19 protein-coding genes are annotated in these 17,610 nt (G+C 66.1%); 12 read left to right on the top strand and 7 right to left on the bottom strand.

Going from position 1 to position 17,610, the window contains the following annotated elements; genetic code table 11:
* Nucleotides 1–3: 3 nt before the first annotated feature.
* Both ACSSV8_RS08020 and ACSSV8_RS08015 read right to left on the bottom strand, forming a co-directional pair.
* Entirely contained in the window at nt 4–777 is a 774-nt protein-coding gene (locus ACSSV8_RS08020; RefSeq protein ID WP_354538245.1) for a hypothetical protein, read from the bottom strand.
* Entirely contained in the window at nt 771–1,607 is an 837-nt protein-coding gene (locus ACSSV8_RS08015; RefSeq protein ID WP_354538246.1) for a sulfite exporter TauE/SafE family protein, read from the bottom strand. The genes ACSSV8_RS08020 and ACSSV8_RS08015 overlap by 7 nt, the downstream gene beginning before the upstream one ends.
* A 124-nt stretch (nt 1,608–1,731) precedes the next feature.
* Between ACSSV8_RS08015 and truA the strand changes: the two genes are divergently transcribed.
* Entirely contained in the window at nt 1,732–2,502 is a 771-nt protein-coding gene (truA, locus tag ACSSV8_RS08010; RefSeq protein ID WP_454282080.1) for a tRNA pseudouridine(38-40) synthase TruA, read from the top strand.
* Nucleotides 2,503–2,581: 79 nt separating this feature from the next.
* On the opposite strand, the gene ACSSV8_RS08005 is transcribed toward truA, so the two are convergent.
* A complete protein-coding gene (locus ACSSV8_RS08005) occupies nt 2,582–3,403 on the bottom strand; it encodes an IclR family transcriptional regulator (protein ID WP_454282079.1) in 822 nt (273 codons plus the stop codon).
* Between the two features lie 200 nt (nt 3,404–3,603).
* On the opposite strand from ACSSV8_RS08005, the gene bhcA reads away from it, so the two are divergent.
* Genes bhcA through bhcD form a run of 4 tightly spaced genes read left to right on the top strand, consistent with a single transcriptional unit; the run spans nt 3,604 to nt 7,992 of the window.
* A complete protein-coding gene (gene bhcA / locus ACSSV8_RS08000) occupies nt 3,604–4,794 on the top strand; it encodes an L-aspartate--glyoxylate aminotransferase BhcA (protein WP_454282078.1) in 1,191 nt (396 codons plus the stop codon).
* Between the two features lie 11 nt (nt 4,795–4,805).
* Entirely contained in the window at nt 4,806–5,780 is a 975-nt protein-coding gene (gene bhcB, locus ACSSV8_RS07995; RefSeq protein WP_454282077.1) for a beta-hydroxyaspartate dehydratase BhcB, read from the top strand.
* A 42-nt stretch (nt 5,781–5,822) separates the two neighbouring features.
* Entirely contained in the window at nt 5,823–6,986 is a 1,164-nt protein-coding gene (bhcC, locus tag ACSSV8_RS07990; RefSeq protein ID WP_454282076.1) for a 3-hydroxy-D-aspartate aldolase BhcC, read from the top strand.
* Between the two features lie 10 nt (nt 6,987–6,996).
* The gene (bhcD, locus tag ACSSV8_RS07985) at nt 6,997–7,992 is read left to right on the top strand and encodes an iminosuccinate reductase BhcD (RefSeq protein WP_454282075.1); all 996 of its coding nucleotides are present in this window, start codon (nt 6,997–6,999) and stop codon (nt 7,990–7,992) included.
* Nucleotides 7,993–7,998: 6 nt separating this feature from the next.
* Here bhcD and ACSSV8_RS07980 read toward each other — a convergent pair whose 3' ends face one another.
* The gene (locus ACSSV8_RS07980; protein WP_454282074.1) at nt 7,999–8,808 is read right to left on the bottom strand and encodes a LytTR family DNA-binding domain-containing protein; all 810 of its coding nucleotides are present in this window, start codon (nt 8,806–8,808) and stop codon (nt 7,999–8,001) included.
* A 95-nt stretch (nt 8,809–8,903) separates the two neighbouring features.
* On the opposite strand from ACSSV8_RS07980, the gene ACSSV8_RS07975 reads away from it, so the two are divergent.
* Nucleotides 8,904–9,341 carry a PaaI family thioesterase gene (locus ACSSV8_RS07975; RefSeq protein WP_454282073.1) on the top strand — a complete coding sequence of 146 codons (438 nt, stop codon included), beginning with the start codon at nt 8,904–8,906 and terminating at the stop codon, nt 9,339–9,341.
* Between the two features lie 40 nt (nt 9,342–9,381).
* Complete coding sequence (locus ACSSV8_RS07970; RefSeq protein ID WP_454282072.1) at nt 9,382–9,942, top strand: histidine phosphatase family protein; 561 nt, start codon at nt 9,382–9,384, stop codon at nt 9,940–9,942.
* 61 nt (nt 9,943–10,003) lie between these two features.
* Here the strand turns inward: ACSSV8_RS07970 and typA are convergent, their stop codons facing one another.
* Together typA and ssb are read right to left on the bottom strand one after the other, a co-directional pair.
* The gene (gene typA, locus ACSSV8_RS07965; RefSeq protein ID WP_454282071.1) at nt 10,004–11,824 is read right to left on the bottom strand and encodes a translational GTPase TypA; all 1,821 of its coding nucleotides are present in this window, start codon (nt 11,822–11,824) and stop codon (nt 10,004–10,006) included.
* Between the two features lie 82 nt (nt 11,825–11,906).
* Nucleotides 11,907–12,407 (bottom strand): single-stranded DNA-binding protein, encoded by a 501-nt coding sequence (ssb, locus tag ACSSV8_RS07960; RefSeq protein WP_354538257.1) that lies wholly within the window; start codon nt 12,405–12,407, stop codon nt 11,907–11,909.
* 191 nt (nt 12,408–12,598) lie between these two features.
* Here ssb and ACSSV8_RS07955 point away from each other — a divergent pair, with 191 nt between their 5' ends.
* Nucleotides 12,599–13,192 carry a lytic transglycosylase domain-containing protein gene (locus ACSSV8_RS07955; protein WP_354538258.1) on the top strand — a complete coding sequence of 198 codons (594 nt, stop codon included), beginning with the start codon at nt 12,599–12,601 and terminating at the stop codon, nt 13,190–13,192.
* Nucleotides 13,193–13,292: 100 nt separating this feature from the next.
* On the opposite strand, the gene ilvC is transcribed toward ACSSV8_RS07955, so the two are convergent.
* Nucleotides 13,293–14,315 (bottom strand): ketol-acid reductoisomerase, encoded by a 1,023-nt coding sequence (gene ilvC / locus ACSSV8_RS07950; RefSeq protein ID WP_354538259.1) that lies wholly within the window; start codon nt 14,313–14,315, stop codon nt 13,293–13,295.
* A 132-nt stretch (nt 14,316–14,447) separates the two neighbouring features.
* On the opposite strand from ilvC, the gene ACSSV8_RS07945 reads away from it, so the two are divergent.
* The 4 genes from ACSSV8_RS07945 to ACSSV8_RS07930 all read left to right on the top strand — a co-directional run bounded on the left by ACSSV8_RS07945 (nt 14,448) and on the right by ACSSV8_RS07930 (nt 17,477).
* Nucleotides 14,448–14,903, top strand: a complete 456-nt coding sequence (locus ACSSV8_RS07945; RefSeq protein ID WP_354538260.1) for an Lrp/AsnC family transcriptional regulator — start codon at nt 14,448–14,450, stop codon at nt 14,901–14,903.
* Complete coding sequence (locus ACSSV8_RS07940) at nt 14,900–15,358, top strand: Lrp/AsnC family transcriptional regulator (RefSeq protein ID WP_454282070.1); 459 nt, start codon at nt 14,900–14,902, stop codon at nt 15,356–15,358. The genes ACSSV8_RS07945 and ACSSV8_RS07940 overlap by 4 nt, the downstream gene beginning before the upstream one ends.
* Nucleotides 15,359–15,402: 44 nt before the next feature.
* Complete coding sequence (locus ACSSV8_RS07935; RefSeq protein ID WP_454282069.1) at nt 15,403–16,287, top strand: CHAD domain-containing protein; 885 nt, start codon at nt 15,403–15,405, stop codon at nt 16,285–16,287.
* 62 nt (nt 16,288–16,349) lie between these two features.
* Nucleotides 16,350–17,477, top strand: coding sequence for an aminotransferase class V-fold PLP-dependent enzyme (locus ACSSV8_RS07930; protein ID WP_454282068.1), 1,128 nt, complete (start codon nt 16,350–16,352; stop codon nt 17,475–17,477).
* The last annotated feature ends 133 nt before the right edge of the window (nt 17,478–17,610 follow it).

Below are 17,610 nucleotides of genomic sequence, written 5' to 3'. Positions count from 1 at the left end.
TCCTCAGGGCAGGTTGAGCCACAGGGCGCTGGCAGTGTCGGGAAGTTCGGGCCGGAAATAGGCCACCATGCGCCCCTCGGGCGGGGCCGTTGCCCCCTCTTGCCACGGGGCCACGCCGTGCAGCGTCATGCGGTGCAGAAGATAGGCCGCACCGGGACGGGCATGGACGGCCACGCGCGGGCAGGTCGCGAACACCGCGCGCCGGGCGGCGTGATAGGTCTCGGTCAGGTCCACCTCGCCCCAGTCGCGCGGAGGACACCCCGCCAGCGCCGTCCCGAAGGCGCGGCGCATGACGTGGTGGCTGCCCTCCCAGACCACAAGCGGGCTTGCCCCCTCATCCGCCTCGGTGAGCGGCAGACCAAGGATCCAGGCGTGGCGTTCGCGCAGCTTGCGCCGTCGCCCGGATCCCACCGGCAAAAGCCCGTCCACATGGGCCGCGTCGCGCCTCAAACGGTACTGAAACGCCGCCGCCCCCTCGCCCGCACGCGGGCGCGGATAGCCCGGCCAGATCACCGAGACCTGTGCGCGGTGCAGCGACAGCGCGCCCCAGAGCGCCTCGGCCACCTGCCGCGCCTGGCAGGCAAGCGGGACGCCCCCCACCCCGCCCCCGGCATCGTTGGGCAGAGCATCAACGCCGACCACCCATGTCCCCTCGCATTCCCGCGCGGCCCCCGCGATGACCGGCAGCACCAAAGCCCGCGCCGCATGCGCCCACGCGCTCAGCGCCGGTTCGGGCGCAAACACCGCCCAGCCCCGGTCAAGCAGCCCCTCTACCATCCCGACGCCTTGCGCAGCATGTTGAGGGCCACGAGAATGATGAAACCCGCGAAGATCCGCTTGAGCGGTTTGGGGTCCATCGCATGGGCAAGCCGCACCCCCCAGGGCGCGGTGATCATCGTCATCGCCACCACCACGGCGAAGGCCACCAGATTGACCGCACCCACGCTCAGGGGCGGGCGGCCCTCGGGGGCGACCGCGACGAAGAGAAAGCCCAGCACCGACGGCGCGGCGATGCTGAGCCCGAAGCCCCCCGCCGTGGCGACCGCCCGGTGGATCGGCACGCCGTAAAGGCTCATCACCGTAACCCCGAACCCGCCGCCGCCAATGCCCATCAGCACCGACAGAAAGCCAAGCACCGGCGCCACCACCAGCCGCCTCAGGCCGCCAGGCATGGTGTCACCCAGCCGCCAGTCGGGGCGGCCCAGCCCCAGTTGCAGGCCGATGACCACGCCGACCACGCCAAAGATTGCCTGAAGCGTGACCGACCGCAGCCCCGCCGCAACCACCACCCCCAAAAGCGCCCCCGCCGCGATCCACGGTCCCCAGCTTTTCAGGATCGCCCAATCGACCGCTCCCTTGCGGTGGTGGCCGAGCACCGAACGCACCGAGGTGACAGCGATGGTCGCCAGCGAGGTGGCGAGGCAGATCTGCATGAGCTGCGGGCTGTCATAGCCGAGCGTCCGGAAGGCGTAGAAGAACGCGGGCACAAGCACGATACCGCCACCCACGCCCCAAAGCCCCGCCAGAACCCCCGCAACCGCGCCGATCGCCATCAGCAGTCCGAGCATCTGCAAAATCAGCCCGGTCTCGGGCAGGATGATCGGCATGGGCGCGTCTCCGGTCTGGTCCGTGCCAGACTTATACCGCCTTCGGGCCGGGCGAAAGGCGCGGATTGGACTTGCCCCGCCGCGCCCGAGCGCGCACAAGATCGGCCCCGAGAAAGGAGGCCCGATGCCCCGTTACGCCCTCAGGGTCGAATATGACGGCGCGCCGTTTGTCGGCTGGCAGCGGCAGGCCGAGCACGCTTCGGTGCAGGGTGCCATCGAGGCCGCGCTGGCCAAGCTGGAGCCGGGCGCACATACCATCGCCGCTGCCGGGCGCACCGATGCGGGCGTGCATGCGATGGCGCAGGTGGCGCAGTGCGATCTGGCGCGCGACTGGGATCCGTTCCGCCTGTCCGAGGCGCTCAACCATCACCTCAAACCGCTGCCCGTCGCCATTACCGCCTGCGCGCGCACAGCCGAGGACTGGCACGCGCGGTTTTCGGCGACGGGACGGCGCTATGTATTTCGTATCCTCAGCCGCCGTGCGCCGCCTGCCATCGCGGCGGGCCGCGTCTGGCACCTGCGTCACCCGCTTGACATCCACGCCATGCGCGCGGGTGCCGCGCATCTGGTCGGACATCACGATTTCACCACCTTCCGGTCGTCGATCTGCCAGGCACAAAGCCCGGTCAAGACACTCGACGAGGTGCGCATCGACGCGGTCGAAACCCCCACCGGCCCGGAAATACACCTGCATTTCGCCGCGCGCTCGTTCCTGCACAATCAGGTGCGCAGCTTTGTGGGCACGCTCGAACGCGTGGGAAGCGGGGCCTGGCCGCCGGACGATGTGCGCGCGGCACTGGAGGCGCGCAACCGCGCCGCCTGCGGCCCCGTGGCCCCCCCGCACGGGCTCTATCTGGCCGGGGTGCGCTATCCGGTCGATCCGTTCGACGCGTAGGGCGGCCGCTGCGGCCCTGCGAGGGGTCCGCGACCAGCCGGGGGGCGCACGGGCTCGAAATGGCGCAACGCGGATGCCGTCATCCGAGGATCGTCTGTCCGGCGATCCGCGCGGTGATCTGGCGCGCCGCCTCCGCCACGGCGGTGCCGAACCCGGTCAGGCGATCCTCGGCAAAGCGCGAGGACGGGCCCGAAATCGAGATGCCCGCGCAGGGTTCGCCCCGGTCGTTGAAGATGGCCGCGCCGATGCAGGACATGCCCTCATACCGCTCGTCACGGTCAAAGGACCAGCCGCGCGCGCGAATCGTATCGAGATCGGCCGCGAGGCTGGCAAGGCTGACATGGGTGCGCGCGGTAAAGCCCGGAAGCCCCGTCGCGGGCAAAAGCCGCGCGCGGCGCGCCTCCGGCAGGGCGGCAAGGATCGCCTTGCCGGTGCCCGAGGCGTGCATCGGCGTGCGCGAGCCGGGGGGAAAGAAGGCGCGAATCGGGTTGGGTGTCTCGATCTGACCGATAAAGACCACCTCGGCCCCGTCGGGCACGGCAAGATTGGCGGTCTCGCCGGTCTCTTCCATCAGCGCGCGCATGACCGGGCGGCCCATATCGGCAAGCCCCGCACGCTTGAGATAGGCCACACCCGTGCGATAGGCCTCGATGCCGATGGACCAGTCCTGACGCTCCTCGTCGAAACGCAGGAAGGCCCGGGCTTGCAGCGTGGTCAGGATGCGGTGCGTGGTGGCGGTGGGGATGTCGAGGACGCGCGAGAGATCGGTCAGGCTGATGCCGTCATGCTGCGCGACGGCGGTCAGGACCGAGAGCGCCCGGTCAAGCGCCTGCATGGTGCCCGCACTGCTTTCGGTGAATTGCGATTTGGGGCGGCCGCGGGGGCGTTTGGTCTGGGTCATGAAATGGTCCTTTCAGGGGTGAGGATAGATAAAGTGAAAAATATTTCCAAATATTTTTCACGCCGCCCAAGATGAAAAACGAAATATTTTTTTATATCATACACATATGCGCATTTCGAAAGAAATGAAAAAATATTTCAAGAAAATTGCATCCGACTCCGTGACAGGCGATTATGGCACATCTTGAGGAGGGCTTTGCCATGTCAGATCAGAATCCGGTGTTCATCCCCGGCCCGACCAATATTCCCGACCGCCTGCGCCGTGCGATGCAGGTGCAGACCATGGATCACCGTTCGCCCGCCTTTGCCGGCGCTCTTGCTCCGGTTCTGGACGGCTGCAAGACGGTTTTCGGCATGACCTCCGGTGAGATCGTGACATTCCCCGCCTCCGGCACCGGCGGCTGGGAAGCGGCGATCACCAACACGCTCTCGGCCGGCGACACGGTTCTTGTGGCGCGCTACGGCATGTTCAGCCATCGCTGGATCGACATGTGCCAGCGTCACGGGCTGGACGTTCAGATCCTCGAATGCGCCTGGGGCAGCGGTGCCCCCGCCGACCGGTTCGAGGCGGCGCTGCGCGCCGACACCGCCCACGCGATCAAGGCCGTTCTGGTGACGCACAATGAGACGGCGACCGGCGTGCGCTCTGATATCGCCGCCGTGCGCCGCGCGATGGACGCGGCCGGACATCCGGCGCTCCTGATGGTGGATTGTGTCTCGTCGCTGGCCTCGATGCCGTTCGAGATGGATGCCTGGGGCGTGGATATCGCCGTTGCGGGCTCGCAGAAGGGCTTCATGCTGACGACCGGCATGGCGATCCTTGCGGTGAGCCCCAAGGCGCTGGCGGCGATGGACGCGGCCACCCTGCCCCGCACCTTCTTTGATTTCCGCGACATGATGGGCGCCAACGCCAAGGGCGGATTTCCCTACACGCCGCCACTGCAACTCATTTTCGGCATGGCCGAGAGCCTCGAGATGCTGTTCGAGGAAGGGCTGGACAAGGTCTATGCCCGCCACACACGACTGGCCGAGGGGGTGCGGCGTGCCGTTGATGCCTGGGGGCTGCGCCTTGTCGCGCAATCGCCCGATCTTTACTCGGACACGGTAAGCGCGATATTCGTGCCGGAAGGGTTTGACAGCAACGCGCTTGTCAACCACGCTTTCGCCACCTACGGGATGAGCTTTGGCGTGGGTCTGGGCGAGATGAACGGTCGGGCCTTCCGCATCGGCCACCTGGGCAGCCTGACCGATTCCATGGTCCTGTCGGGGCTGGCCACGATCGAGATGGCCATGGCCGATCTCGGGTATCCGATCCGCCTGGGCAGCGGTGTGACGGCGGCGCAGGAGCATTTCCGCGCCACCGCGAAACCCGCGCTGACCAAGGCCGCATGAGGGGAGAGACCATGCTTGACGTGAAAGACAAGACCGGGGCCGATCTGACGCTTGACGATATGCTCGCCGCGCGCGCGCGGATCGCGCCCTATATCCACCGCACGCCGGTGCTGATCTCGTCGTTCCTCAACGACCTGACCGGGGCGGAGCTGTTCTTCAAGTGCGAGAACTTCCAGAAGGCCGGTGCGTTCAAGGTGCGCGGTGCCTCGAACGCGGTTTTCGGCCTCAGCGACGAGGTGGCCAAGCGCGGCGTTGCCACCCATTCCAGCGGCAACCACGCGCTCTCGCTCAGCTACGCGGCCGGTCGGCGGGGAATCCCGTGCCACGTGGTCATGCCGCATACCGCGCCGCAGGCCAAGAAGGACGCCGTGCGCGGCTATGGCGGGATCATCACCGAATGCGAGCCCTCGACCACGAGCCGCGAGGCGGTCTTTGCCGAGGTGCAGGCGCGCACGGGGGCGGAGTTCGTTCATCCCTACAACGATCCGCGCGTGATCGCGGGGCAGGCCACCTGCTCGGCGGAACTGATCGAGCAGGTAGAGGGGCTCGATGCGGTGATCGCCCCCATCGGCGGCGGCGGCATGGTCTCGGGCACGTGCCTGACGCTGTCCAATCTCGCGCCGGGGGTGAAAATCTATGCCGCCGAGCCGGAGCAGGCCGACGATGCGGCGCGGTCGTTCCGCGCGGGCCATATCATCGCCGACGACGCGCCGGTAACGGTGGCCGACGGGCTCAAGGTGCCCCTCAAGGAAAACACCTGGCATTTCGTCAGCCATTTCGTGGAGGATGTGCTGACCGCGAGCGAGGAAGAGATCATCGACGCGATGAAACTCACCTGGGCGCGCATGAAGATCGTGATCGAGGCAAGCTGCGCCGTGCCGCTGGCCACCATCCTGAAGAACCCCGAGATATTTGCCGGCAAGCGCGTCGGCGTCATCATCACAGGCGGCAATGTCGATCTCGACAGCCTGCCCTGGATCAAGTGAGGCCGCCGAGCGCGCGCCCCTGTAAAACAACCGGAGGATACCATGAAAGACGCAATCAACCTTGACGAATACGAAGTGGGTTTCGACATTCCCGCCCTGCCCGGCATGGACGAGGCGGATATCCAGACGCCGTGCCTGATCCTCGATCTCGACGCGCTGGAGCGCAATATCAAGAAGATGGGCGACTGGGCAAAGGCGCATGGCGTGCGCCACCGCGTGCATGGCAAGATGCACAAATCGGTCGATGTGGCGAAATTGCAGGAAAGCCTTGGCGGCGCCTGCGGTGTCTGCTGCCAGAAGGTCAGCGAGGCGGAGGTGTTCGCGCGCGGCGGCATCAAGGACGTGCTCGTGTCCAACCAGGTGCGCGACCCGGCCAAGATCGACCGTCTGGCGCGCCTGCCCAAGCTGGGCGCGCGCACCATCTGCTGTGTCGATGATCTGGCCAATGTGGCGGACCTGTCGGCGGCGGCGGTCAAGCACGGCACCCAGATCGAATGCCTTGTCGAAATCGACTGCGGCGCGGGACGCTGCGGCGTGACGACCACCCCCGCCGTGATCGAGATTGCCAAGGCCATCGACGCCGCACCGGGACTGAAATTCGCCGGTATCCAGGCCTATCAGGGCGCGATGCAGCACATGGACAGCTATGAGGATCGCAAGGCCAAGATCGAGGTGGCCGTGGCCATGGTCAAGGACGCGGTGGACACGCTCAAGGCCGAGGGGCTGGAGTGCGACATCGTCGGCGGCGGCGGCACGGGCAGCTACTATTTCGAAGGCACCTCCGGCGTCTATAACGAGCTTCAATGCGGCTCCTACGCCTTCATGGATGCCGATTACGGGCGTATCCTCGACAAGGACGGCAACCGCATCGACCAGGGCGAGTGGGAAAACGCGCTGTTCATCCTGACCTCGGTGATGAGCCATGCCAAGGCCGACAAGGCGATTGTCGATGCCGGCCTCAAGGCGCAGTCGGTCGATAGTGGCCTGCCGGTGATCTTTGGCCGCACGGATGTGCAATATGTGAAATGCTCGGACGAGCATGGCGTGGTGGCCGACCCCGACGGCGTGCTCAAGGTCAACGACAAGCTGCGGCTGGTGCCGGGCCATTGCGATCCGACCTGCAACGTCCATGACTGGTATGTGGGCGTGCGCGGCGGCAAGGTCGAAACCGTCTGGCCGGTCTCGGCGCGCGGCCGGGCCTATTGAGGGCATGGGCATGGACACGCAGAGCACGGCGCAGGGCATCGTCATCGTCTCCGAGGCGATCTGCGAAGAGGTGATCACCCGCGCCGATGCTTTCGGCGCGGTGGAGGCGGTCTTCGCCGCCATGGCACGGGGGGATGCGTATAACTTTCCCGTGGTGCGCGAGGCGATCGGCCACGCGGACGCGCTTTACGGCTTCAAGGGCGGGTTTGATCGTGCGGGGCTGGCGCTTGGCTTGAAGGCGGGGGGCTACTGGCCCGGCAACATGGACAAGGGGCTGACCAACCATCAGTCCACCGTGTTCCTCTTCGATCCCGATACCGGGCAGTTGTCGGCGCTGGTGGGCGGCAATTACCTCACGGCGCTGCGCACGGCGGCCTCATCCTCGGTCTCCATCGCCCATCTGGCGCGCAAGGACGCAAAGGTTCTGGGCATGGTCGGCGCGGGCCACCAATCGACCTTCCAGTTGCGCGCCGCCGTCGAGCAGCGGTCGTTCGAGAAGGTCGTCGCGTGGAACCCGCATCCCGACATGCTGCCGCGCCTCGGCGCGGTGGCCGAGGAACTGGGGCTGGCCTTCGAGGCGGTGAGCCAGGAGGAGCTGGGCGCAGAGGCCGATGTGATCATCACGATCACGAGCGCCTTCGAGCCGCTGGTCATGGCCGGTTGGATCAAGCCCGGCACGCACATCGCCTGCATGGGCACCGATACCAAGGGCAAGCAGGAGGTGGACCCGGCCCTGCTCAAGCGGGCAACGGTCTTTGCCGACGAGATCGCGCAATCCATCAGCATCGGCGAGGCGCAGCACGCGGTGGCGCAGGGGCTGATCGCCGAAGGCGACATCACCCCCATCGGCGCGGTCATCAACGGCACCCATCCGGGGCGCGGCTCTGACGACGAGATCACGCTTTTCGACGGCACCGGCGTGGGGTTGCAGGATCTGGCCGTGGCCTCGGTCGCGGCGCGCATCGCGCGCGAACGCGGGCTGGGAGACATGGCGCGGCTTGGCTGAGCCGCGTCACTCCTCCACCTCGGAACGCGGCGGGATCAGGCCCGCCGCTTCCAGATTCGGCGCATAGGTGCGCGTGACCGGCACGCGCTCGCCATTGCTCAGGCGCACGAACACCTTGCCCTGCCGCCGCTCGCTGGCGGTGATGGCCGCAAGCGCCACCCAGTGCGAACGATGGGTGCACAGGCCCTCGACCGGCTCCATCTCGTCGATCGCATCCGACAGACGCAGGCGCAGGGTCTCCGTTCCCCGGTCCGTCACCACCTCCACATTGTGGCCGCTCCCCGAGAGACGCAGGATCTGTGCCCCCTGCAAGGCCTCGGGCAGGCGGCGCACAAGACGGGGGGGCGGCGGCGTGTCCCCGGCCTCGACCGTCCCAAGCCCGAACTGACGGTGGAACAGGAAAACCGGAGTGACGAAGAACAGAGTGTTGACCCATATCGACCCCGGCAACAGATCGGCATGCGTCAGGGCCGGATCGAGCGTGGCCCGCAACGTGTAGATGAGCGGCGCAAGCAGGGTCGTGGTGGCAAGGCTTATCTTGAGATCGAGCAGCAAGGGCCGCCAATGCCCGCAAAATGTCAGAAGCGTCGCCCGGCTGACGGCCCCGAGCGCCACACCCGACAGGATCACCGACCCCCAATAAACAAGGCGCAGCGGCATGGACATGGTCTGAAACGTCCCGAACGGGCCTGCGACCACGGCCACGAGCCATCCTGTCAGGAGAACCGACAGGCTGGTCAGCGATTTGAACACGGCGAATGTCCGCATGACATGACGCCGGAACTCGGACCAGATCAACTCGACACCCTTGCTCATACCCTTCTTACGTGTATCTATCAGGCGGGCTTTGCAATTCCAACACGGAGTTGGAATATGTGATCCGAACATGACCGGGCAGAAGGGCAAAGGTGATGGGAAATAACGCGGCGCTTTCCCCGGCGCAAGAGGCGCGCATCCACCAGAGTTTCGGCGCGCAGAGCATGATGGCGACGCTCGGCGCGCGGCTTGTCGGCGTGGAGCGGGGCCAGGTGCGGATCGAGGCACCGATCCTGCCCGGCAGCCGCCAGCAGCACGGCTTTGCCCATGCCGGGCTGACATTCGCCATCGGCGACAGTGCGGCGGGTTATGCCGCGCTGAGCATGATGCCCGAGGGGCATGAGGTGCTCACCACCGAAATGAAGATCCACCTGCTCGCGCCCGCGACGGGCGATCTGCTTGTCGCCACGGGCCGGGTGATTCGTCCGGGCCGTCGGCTGGTGATCGTTCAGGCGGATGTGCACGCGCTGAAGGACGGGCGCGAGAGCCATGTCGCGCTCATGACGGGGACGATGATTCCGCTTGCGCCGTGAGCGGGCGTTGCCACGCACCCCCTGCCCGCTATGTGACCCCGTGAAAGGGGGCAACCATGCGCATCGTGCTGGCGATCTGGATGTGTCTGACGGCAGGCGCCGTGGCAGCGGAGCCGAACGAGGCCCTGAAGGCCCCCGGCGTGGTGGCGCTCATGCGGCACGCGCTCGCCCCCGGCACGGGCGATCCGGCGGGGTTCGTGCCGGCAATTGCGCCACGCAACGCAATCTCGATGCGCGCGGCCGCGCGCAGGCGGCGCGCACCGGCGCGGCACTGCGGGCGGCGGGCGTGACCTTCGATCGGATCTGGACAAGCCGCTGGTGTCGGGCGCGCGACACTGCGGCGCTGATGGAGATGGGCACGCCCGAAGAGATGCCGCCGCTCGATTCCTTCTTCGCCGGTCGCGGCGACGGGACCGCGCAGACCGAGGCGGCGCTCGCCCTGATCGCGGCACTGCCCGAGGATACCCGTCTTCTGATCGTGACCCATCAGGTCAACATCACCGCCCTGACCGGGCTTGGCGTCGGCTCGGGCGAGATCATCGTGACACGGCGCGGGACCACGGGCCTTGGGCCCGTCGGGCGCTACCTGATCGCGCCCTGAACTTTCTCATTTCGCATGATAGAGACGCCCAAAACCGGTTCCCGATTTTGAGCAACAGGCCCTAGCCCTGTTTCGAGGCGCGCTTGCGCTCATGCGGATCAAGATGGCGCTTGCGCAAACGAATGGCGTTCGGTGTCACCTCGACCAGTTCATCGTCGTTGATATACGCGATGGCCTCTTCGAGGCTGAGCGTGATCGGCGTGGTCAGGCGCACCGCCTCATCGGTGCCGGAGGCGCGCACGTTGGTCAGCTTCTTGCCCTTCAGGGGGTTCACCTCGAGGTCGTTCTCGCGGCTGTGCTCGCCGATGATCATGCCGGTATAGACCGGGGCCTGCGCGCCCAGAAAAAGCCGCCCGCGCTCTTCGAGGTTCCACAAGGCATAGGCCACCGCCTCGCCGTTCTCCATCGAGATGAGCACGCCCGCGCGCCGCCCGGGGATAGGCCCGCGATGCGGCACCCAGCCGTGAAACACGCGGTTGAGCACGCCGGTGCCGCGCGTGTCGGTCAGAAACTCGCCGTGATAGCCGATGAGCCCGCGCGACGGCACATGCGCCACGATCCGGGTCTTGCCCACGCCGGAGGGCTTCATCTCGACCAGATCGCCCTTGCGCGCGCCGGTAATCTTCTCGATCACCGCGCCGGTATATTCGTCGTCCACGTCGATGGTGACCTCTTCGACCGGCTCCAGCCGCTCGCCGTTCTCGCCCGCGCGCATCAGAACCTGCGGGCGCGAGATGCTGAGCTCGAACCCCTCGCGGCGCATGTTCTCGATCAGAACGCCCATCTGCAATTCGCCGCGCCCCGCGACCTCGAACGCCTCGCCGCCCGGTGTATCCGTGACCTTGATGGCGACGTTCGATTCGGCCTCTTTCATCAGCCGCTCACGAATGACCCGGCTCTGGACCTTCTTGCCGTCACGGCCCGCAAGCGGGCTGTCATTGATGCCGAAGGTGACGGTGATGGTCGGCGGATCGATCGGTTGCGCGGCAATCGGATCCTCGACGGCAAGCGCGCAGATCGTATCGGCCACGGTGGCCTTGGACATGCCCGCGATGGACACGATATCGCCCGCGCTGGCCTCTTCGATATCCTGCGAGGAGAGGCCGCGAAACGCCTGAATCCGCGTCACGCGGAACTGTTCGATCTTCTGGCCGATGCGCGAGAGCGCCTGCACGGTCTGCCCCACCCGGAGACGGCCCGATTCCACCCGTCCGGTCAGCAGTCGCCCGACAAAGGGATCGGCCCCAAGCGTGGTGGCGAGCATGCGGAAATCCTCATCCACATGCTTGATCTGCCGGGGCGCGGGCACGTGGTTGATGATGAGGTCAAACAGCGCCGAGAGATCCTTGCGCGGGCCGTCAAGCTCGTGATCGGCCCAGCCGGAACGGCCGGACGCATACATGTGCGGAAAATCGAGCTGATCCTCGTTGGCCCCGAGATTGGCGAAAAGATCGAAACACTCGTCAAGAGCGCGGTCCGGCTCGGCATCGGGCTTGTCGACCTTGTTGAGCACCACGATCGGGCGCAGCCCGAGGCGCAGCGCCTTGGACGTGACGAACTTGGTCTGCGGCATGGGGCCTTCGGCGGCATCGACCAAGAGCACGACGCCATCGACCATCGACAGGATCCGCTCCACCTCGCCGCCGAAATCGGCGTGGCCGGGGGTGTCGACGATGTTGATGCGGGTGGTTTTCCACACCACCGAGGTGGGCTTGGCAAAGATGGTGATGCCGCGCTCACGCTCGATGTCGTTGCTGTCCATCGCGCGCTCATCGACCGCCTGCCCTGCGCGAAACGCGCCGGACTGCTTGAGAAGTTCGTCCACGAGCGTGGTCTTGCCGTGGTCGACATGGGCGATGATGGCGATGTTGCGCATATCCATTGGGACGTGTCCTGATGCTGTTCCGCCCGCGCCTTAGACGCCGCGACGCAGAAAGGCCAGAGCCAAAGCCCGCAAAGCGCCCTCAGAACGGGATTTCGTCATCCATGTCACGCGACGGACGGCCTGCCGGGGCACCGCCACCCTGATCGGCCCCGTAATCGGGGCCGCCATAGCCCTGATCCTGCCCGCCGGAATAGCCGCCGCCGCCGCCGCCACCGCCGCCGCCTTCGCCACGGCCATCGAGCATCACGAGCGTTCCGTCAAAACCCTGAAGCACAACCTCCGTGGTATAACGGTCCTGACCGGACTGATCCTGCCATTTGCGGGTCTGCAGCTTGCCCTCGAGATAGACCTTGGAACCCTTGCGCAGGTATTGTTCAGCCACACGCACAAGCCCTTCCTGAAAGATCGCCACCGAATGCCATTCCGTGCGCTCGCGCCGCTCGCCTGTGGTCTTGTCTTTCCACGTTTCGGAGGTGGCGATGCGCAGGTTGCACACCTTGCCGCCGTTCTGGAATGTGCGCACCTCTGGATCGCGGCCAAGATTGCCGACGATGATTACCTTGTTCACGGACCCGGCCATTCAGTTCCCTCCTGCCGCTTGCGGATGGTGTTTGCCCGGTTACATCATCGCACCGGGATGAAGGAAAGGTTAAAATTCGCCACAAACCGGCGATTTCCCGCGCGCGCCCTGTAACATGCGCGAAAATCGCTCGAATTTCGAGGTGAAATTCATATAGTGCTCGCTGAGGAACGGGTTGGGGACGGTTTTTGATGCGAGTCACTGTTCTGGCGCTTGTGGCCGGACTTATTCTGCCTGCGGCGGCTGAGGCCGACACCCTGTCGACCAAGGGGCGCATCGGCGTGTTCAAGTCGCAGACGCGCGTGCTCGACAGCCGCGCAAGCCAGCAATACAGCAATTCGGTCCGGCTTCAGCCGCAAAGCTTCAAAGCCCCGACGATGTGGGACGATCTTGATCCGTCCCCGATGTTTCGCGGTGCCTATCGTGGCCCCTATCTCGAGATGGCGAAACAGGCGGCGCGGCGGCACGACGTCCCCGAGAGCCTGTTTCTGCGCCTCGTGCAGCAGGAATCGGGCTGGCGCGCGGATGCGGTCTCGCACAAGGGGGCGATCGGGCTGGCGCAACTCATGCCCGGCACCGCGCGCCTGCTGGGGGTGAACCCGAACGACCCGCGCCAGAACCTTGAGGGGGGCGCGCGCTATCTGGCCGAGCAATACCGCAAGTTCGGCTCCTGGCGGCTGGCGCTTGCCGCCTATAACGCGGGGCCGCAGGCGGTCGAGAAATATGGCGGCGTGCCCCCGTTCAAGGAGACGCGCAACTACGTCAAGGTGATCCTGGGAAGCTGAGGCCGCGCGCGACGCCGGATGCGACAAACCCGGCCATGATGACCGGGTTTGCAAGGCATGGGTCGGGCACCCCGAAAGGTGTCCCGCGCAGAACGTGGGCTCAGTTCTTGTCCTGATCCACCAGCTTGCCCGCCGAGATCCACGGCATCATGGCGCGCAGCTTCTTGCCCACTTCCTCGATCTGATGGGCATCGTTCATCCGGCGCGTGCCCTTGAAGAAGGGCTGGCCCACGGCGTTTTCCTGCATGAAGTCGCGCACGAATTTGCCGGTCTGGATGTCGCGCAGAATGGCCTTCATCTCTTTCTTGGTCTGCTCGTAGGGCAGCACACGCGGCCCGCTGACATATTCGCCATATTCGGCGGTGTTCGAGATCGAATAATTCATGTTGGCGATACCGCCCTCATAGATCAGATCGACAATCAGCTTCACCTCGTGCAGACACTCGAAATAGGCCATCTCGGGCGCATAGCCCGCCTCGACCAGCGTCTCGAAGCCCATGCGGATGAGTTCCACCAGACCGCCGCACAGCACCGCCTGCTCGCCGAAGAGATCGGTTTCGCACTCTTCGCGGAAATTGGTCTCGATGATCCCCGAGCGCCCGCCGCCGATGGCAGAGCAATAGCTGAGGCCCAGCTCCAGCGCCTTGCCGGAGGCATCGTTGTTCACCGCCACAAGGCAGGGCACGCCGCCACCCTTGACATATTCGCCGCGCACGGTGTGACCGGGGCCCTTGGGGGCCATCATGATCACGTCCACGCCCTCTTTCGGCTCGATCAGGCCGAAATGGATGTTGAGACCATGGGCAAAGGCAATCGCTGCACCGGGCTTGATGTTGTCATGCACGTATTTGCGATAGGTCTCGCCCTGCAGCTCATCCGGCATGGTGAACATCATCAGGTCGCACCACGCGGCGGCCTCGGCGATTCCCATGACCTTGAGGCCCTCGGCCTCGGCCTTCTTCGCGGATTTCGACCCCTCACGCAGCGCGACAACAAGGTTTTTCGCGCCCGAATCCCGCAGGTTCAGCGCATGGGCATGGCCCTGGCTGCCATAGCCGAGAATGGCCACCTTCTTGTCCTTGATCAGGTTGATGTCGCAGTCACGATCGTAATAGACGCGCATGGCGGTCTCCTTCAGATTGGTTGGATAGGGGCAAACTAAGCGCATGCACCCGGAATAGCGCGTGTTATTTCGCGTGTATTCGGTCGGATTTTTGAGTATTTATTCGAACAGTGAAGGTTTGATGGAAATTTCATGCTCGATGACACAGACCGCCGCCTCTTGCGGCAATATCAGCATGCGCCCGATCTTGGCCCGGCGGAGCTGGCGCAGCGCGCGGGCCTTGCCCCGGCCACCTGTGCGCGCCGTCTGGAGCGGTTGCGCGCCATGGGCATCATCCGCGCCAATCGCGCGGTGATCGACTGGCGCGCGCTTGGCTACGCGGTCGAGGTGAGCTTGCGCATCGCGCTCGACAAGACGCAGCCGCGCGCCTTTGACGAATTCATCGCCGCCGCGCGACTTGTGCCGGAAGTGCTGGAAATCCAGACATTTCTCGGGCGCGTCGATCTGCGCCTTTCGGTCATCGCGCGCGACATGGCGCATTATCAGGACCTCTATCGCAGCGCCATCCTGACCCTGCCGCATATCGCCGATATCGAGGCGCTGATGCATGTGGCGCGGATCAAGTCCGACGAGGCGCTGCCGATATGATCGCGCTCGACACGCTCGACCGGCAGATCCTGCGCGCGCTTTGCGAGGATGCGACGCAGAGTGCCACGGCCATCGGGCGCGCGCTCGGCCTGTCGCAGCCCGCGGCGTGGCGGCGCATCCGGCGGCTTCAGGAGGCGGGGGTGATCAAGGGGCAACGTCTTGATCTGGATCACGAAAAGCTGGGCTTTGGCGTGACCGTGTTTCTGGGCGTCAAGCTCGCCACCAAGGGCCGCGTCAGCCTCGAGGATTTCGAGCGCGCGGTCTCGGCCATCCCCGAGGTGCAGACGGTCGAGCATATCCTCGGGCTTTACGATTACCGGCTGCGCGTCGTGGCGCGTGACATTTCCGATTTCGAGCGTGTGCTGCGGCGGCGGATCATGACCCTGCCGGGGGTGGGCAATGTGGAGGCCAACGTGCTTTTGTCCGAGGAGCGGCGGCCCGGCCCGATCGGTTGAGGCAGGCTTGTGGGGGCGCGCGGAACGCTTATCTTCGGGGCATCATGGTCTATCGCCTCAAGACATCCGACAAGAGCCTGACGGCGGCGCTGCGCCGCATCGCCCGCGCGCAGATCGACGGCGCGCTCGAGGCTGCGGATCGTCCCGGCGAGACCCCGCGCGACATCCATGAGGCCCGCGCGCGGTGCAAGAAGTTGCGCGGCCTCATCCGTCTCGTGCGGCCCGCCTTTCCCGGTTTCGACGCCGAGAATGCGGCCTTCCGCGACGCGGCCAAGGCGCTCGAACGCCTGCGCGCGGGCGGTGCCGGGCTGGAAACGCTCGACCGGCTGCGCGCGGCCGCGCCCGACGGTCTGGACGCGGACGCGCTGGCCACGATCCGCGCGCGGTTCAAAGCCGAGGCCCTGCCCCACCTTGCCACCGACCGCCGCGCCGATATCGCCGCCTTCCGCGCGTTGTTGAGCGATGCGCGCGCACGAATCGCAGACTGGCGGCTCTCGTCCAGGGGCTTTGCCCCCGCGCGCAAAGGGTTGCAAAAAACCTATGCGCAGGGGCAGCGCGGGCTGGAGCGCGCACGGCAGAGCGGCACGGCGGAGGCGTTCCACGACTGGCGCAAGCCGGTGAAATACCATTGGTATCACGCGCAACTCCTGCGCCCGGTGAAGCCCCGGCGGATCGACCCGCAGCGCGACCTTGCCAAGGCCCTGGGCGAGATGCTGGGCGATCATCACGACCTTCACGACATGCGCGCGCATCTGGCGACGGGCGATTTCCCCTCCAGGGCCGTGGCCGCCATGCAGGCCCCCATCGCGGCAGAGATGGCCCGGATGGAGGCCGGGGCGCTCGCGCTTGGCGCACGGCTCTTCGAGGACGACCCCGCGGCCCTCGCGCGCCGCTGGCAACGCTGGTGGAAAGATTGGCACGACCATTAGACGCGTGGACTTTTCCGCCGGTCTTGCGCACTCTGCCCGCGACACAGCATCAGGAGATCCCCATGCCCGCCCTTCTCGACCATGTCGATCCCGACGGCCTTCTGGAATATTCGGTGGTATTCACCGACCGGTCGCTCAACCACATGTCGGCCTCGTTTCAGGAGGTCATGCGCGACATCTCGGCCATGCTGAAAGAGGTCTACAACGCCGACGCGGTGGCCGTGATCCCCGGTGGCGGCACATACGCGATGGAGGCTGTGGCGCGGCAGTTCGGGCGCGGCACCCATGCGCTCATCGTGCGCAACGGCTGGTTTTCCTTCCGCTGGAGCCAGATTTTCGACGCAGGCCAGTTCACAGCCGACACCACCGTCTGCATGGCGCGCCAGACCGGCAATGGTGCCACCACGCCCTTTGCCCCTGCCCCCATCGAGGAGGTTGCGGCGAAGATCCGCGAGGTGAAACCGGACGTGGTCTTTGCGCCGCATGTGGAAACCTCGGCCGGGCTGATCCTGCCCGACGACTACGTGACGGCGCTGGCAGCGGCCGCGCATGAGGTGGGCGCGCTCATGGTGCTCGATTGCATCGCCTCTGGCTGCGCCTGGATCGACATGCAGGCCACCGGCGTCGATGTGCTGATCTCGGCCCCGCAAAAGGGCTGGTCGGCCTCGCCCTCGACCGGTCTGGTGATGCTGTCGGCGCGCGCCGTGGCACGGCTCGAGGAAACCACATCGGACAGTTTCGCCCTCGATCTCAAGAAATGGCGCTCGATCATGGCTGCCTATGAGGGTGGCGGACATGCCTATCACGCGACCATGCCCACCGATGCGCTGCGCGCCTTCCGCGACACGATGATCGAGACGCGCGATTACGGGTTCGAGCGGTTGCGCGATGCACAGTGGGAGATGGGCAACGGCGTGCGCGCGATGCTGGCCGCGCGCGGCGTGACCTCGGTCGCCGCCGAGGGGTTTGGCGCGCCGGGGGTGGTGGTCAGCTACACGGACGATCCCGACATCCAGAACGGCAGGAAATTCGCCGCAGAGGGGATGCAGATTGCCGCCGGTGTGCCGTTGCAGGTGGGAGAGCCGGAGGGCTTTCGCACCTTCCGGCTGGGGCTTTTCGGGCTGGACAAGCTTTATGATGTGGAGGGCGCGCTTGCGCGGCTGGAGACGGTGCTTGAGCGGGTGTTGTGACGGGGGGCGACTGGCCTGAAGGGGACGGTCGCCCCCTGTCCCCCGCGCGGAATCAAGGCGTGCTTGCACGCCGCCGCGCGAGCGCCCGACCGCCCCCCGGGCGGGCGCTTCTGCAACGTCAAACTCCCTTCAA

It is taken from the genome of Roseovarius sp. MBR-79 (assembly GCF_053628555.1).
This window is presented reverse-complemented; position numbering and strand designations above follow the sequence as displayed.